General features: G+C 64.8%; 3 protein-coding genes. All 3 read left to right on the forward strand.

Going from position 1 to position 2,625, the window contains the following annotated elements; all coding sequences use genetic code 11:
• A partial coding sequence (locus tag P8X48_13200; GenBank protein MEJ2108259.1) for a 3'-5' exonuclease occupies positions 1-768 on the forward strand: 768 nt, incomplete at its 5' end.
• 179 nt (positions 769-947) lie between these two features.
• Positions 948-1,805 carry a PD-(D/E)XK nuclease family protein gene (locus P8X48_13205; protein ID MEJ2108260.1) on the forward strand — a complete coding sequence of 286 codons (858 nt, stop codon included), beginning with the start codon at positions 948-950 and terminating at the stop codon, positions 1,803-1,805.
• A partial coding sequence (locus P8X48_13210) for a DHH family phosphoesterase (GenBank protein ID MEJ2108261.1) occupies positions 1,805-2,625 on the forward strand: 821 nt, incomplete at its 3' end. The genes P8X48_13205 and P8X48_13210, both read left to right, overlap by 1 nt.

The raw sequence follows: 2,625 nt of genomic DNA on the forward strand, positions 1-2,625 counted from the left end.
GTCGAGGATTTCCTCTGGCCCAGGGTTGACCGCGATTGGCTCGACATCCTGGACGCAAGCGAGGATATTCCCGACCTGCACGAGCGCCTGATCCAGTTCCGCGCCCTCGTCCGCCGCTGGCAGGAGGCGACCCTGCTGCCCGTCGATCAACTGATCCTCACCCTGGCGCAGGACTTGTTCGAGGAGCCCGCCGACCTGGCCGTGGCTCACAAGCTGGCGGGCGTCCTGCGCCGCATGAGCGAGGATCACGCCGACTGGCGGCTGCCGGAGCTGGTCGAGGAGCTGGCGGTCGTGGCCAGGAACGAGCGCCGCTTCTTGGGGTTAAGCGCCGACGATTCCGGCTTTGACCCCGAGCGGTACAAGGGCAAGGTCATCGTCGCCACCGTGCACAAGGCCAAGGGACTGGAGTGGGATCGGGTCTATTTGATGTCGGTCAACAACTATAACTTTCCCTCGGCCCTGCCCCACGATCAGTTCATCTCGGAAAAGTGGTTCGTGCGGGATAGCGCGAACCTCGAAGCGGAAGCCTTGGCCCAGTTGGAGGCCATCCTCGAGCAGGGGGACCTGGGCGTCTATGAATACGAGGAACGCGATCCGACGCACGAGGCGCGGTTGGATTACGCCGCCGAGCGGGTGCGGCTGCTGTACGTGGGCATCACGCGCGCCAAGAAGGAGCTGATCATCACCTGGAACACCGGCCGCCGCGGGGACGCGCAGCCGGCGGTGCCCTTCATTGCCCTACATAACTTCTGGGAGGAGGGGGATTAGAGACCGGAGATTAATCTCCAATCGTAGCTGTTCAGGCTGTTCCAATTTGGAATAGAGATTCGTAGAGATTAGGAAGAGACTCGCAGAGGATAATGAAAACTCTGCGTCTCTCTGTGGATTCTCCGCGGGTCTCTGTGTAGCCTGAGCAGTTACCCAATCTCCAGTACGGGAGATCGATTATGGCACTACTACCCACCAACTTTCAATTCAGCCAGGGCAGCCTGCAGGATTACGTCGACTGCCCGCGGCGTTTCCAACTGCGCTATGTGCTCCAGCTGGCCTGGCCCGCCCAGGAGGTGGAGCCGGCCCTGGAGAACGAGCTTCGCATGCAGCAGGGCGCAGCGTTTCACCGCCTGGTCCACCGGCACATGCTGGGCATCCCTGCCGAGGATCTATCGCGCACCGTCCAGGAGCCGGACCTGCGCCGCTGGTGGCACAATTATCTAGAGTGCGGGCCGCAGGATCTGCCGGAGACGCGCTACCCGGAGGTTGTTCTGTCGGCGCCGCTGGGGGACTACCGCCTGGTCGCCCGCTACGACCTGGTCGCCGTGGACGCTGGGCGGCGGGCCGTGATCGTGGACTGGAAGACCTCGCGCAAGCGGACCAAGCGCGAATACCTGGCCGAGCGGCTGCAGACCAAGGTCTATCCGTATTTGTTGGTGCGGGCGGGCGCGCACCTCAATGGCGACCGGCCCCTTGCGCCGGAGCAGGTCGAGATGATCTACTGGTTTGCCGACTATCCGGGGGAGCCGGCGCGCTTTGGCTACGATGCGGCCCAGCACGAGGCCGACGAGGCGTACTTGACATCACTTGTTGAGGAGATTTCTGGGCTTGGCGACGAGGATTTTCCCCTCACCACACAGGTGCAGCGCTGCAAGTTCTGTCCGTACCGCTCGCTGTGCGAGCGCGGCGTGCGTGCGGGTACTTTGGACGAGGTGCTTGATGCAGCGTTTGATGAGATCGAGAGCGAGGCGGACGCCGGTGACGCGTTCGGCGTCGATATCGACTTTGAGCAGATTGCCGAGGTCGAGTACTGATGCACGAGTGGGTTGAGCCTCTAGACGTCCAGGTGCCAGAGGCGCTGCAGGCCGCCGTCGGCGGGCATCCGCTGGTGGCGGAGACGCTGGCCCGGCGGGGGATCACCGACGTGGCCTCCGCGCAGGCCTTTCTCGACCCCGACCGCTACCGGCCGGCCCTCGCGACCGAGCTGCCGAATCTGGTCGAAGCTGTCGAGCGGCTGGAACGCGCCATCGGGCGGGGGGAGCGCATCTGCGTTTGGGGCGATTTTGACGTGGACGGCCAGACGTCGACGACGGTGCTGGTATCCACGCTTTGGGATCTAGGCGCGAGCGTGCGCTACCATATCCCCATCCGTGCCAAAGAGTCTCACGGCGTCAACCTCCCCGTCCTCGGGCGCATCATCGCCGACGGCGTCGACCTTGTATTGACCTGCGATACCGGTGTCAGCGCCCACGAGGCCGTCGCCTATGCCCGGTCGCAGGGGGTGGACGTCATCGTCACCGACCATCACGACCTGCCCCCGCTCTTGCCCGAGGCCTACGCCGTCGTCAATCCCAAGCTGCTGCCCGAGTCCCACCCGCTGCGCGAGCTATCCGGGGTGGGGTGTGCCTACAAGCTGGCGGAGCCGCTGTACGACCGGGCCGGGCAGTCTGCGGGCGCAACCCGGCACCTCGACCTGGTCGCCTTGGGCCTCGTAGCCGACGTCGCCGTGCAGACGGGCGACACACGCTACCTGACCCAGCGCGGGCTGGAGGCTCTGCGTCACACCGAGCGGCTGGGCCTGCAGGTGATGATGGAACTGGCCAACCTCAACCCCGACTGGCTCACGGAGGAGCA

Source organism: Acidiferrobacteraceae bacterium (assembly GCA_037388825.1).
Taxonomy (GTDB): Bacteria; Pseudomonadota; Gammaproteobacteria; order Acidiferrobacterales; family JAJDNE01; genus JARRJV01.

What these genes read in the sequence shown, in the direction of transcription:
- P8X48_13205 (MEJ2108260.1), top strand. Translation starts at nt 948, where the DNA reads ATGGCACTACTACCCACCAACTTTCAATTCAGCCAGGGCAGCCTGCAG.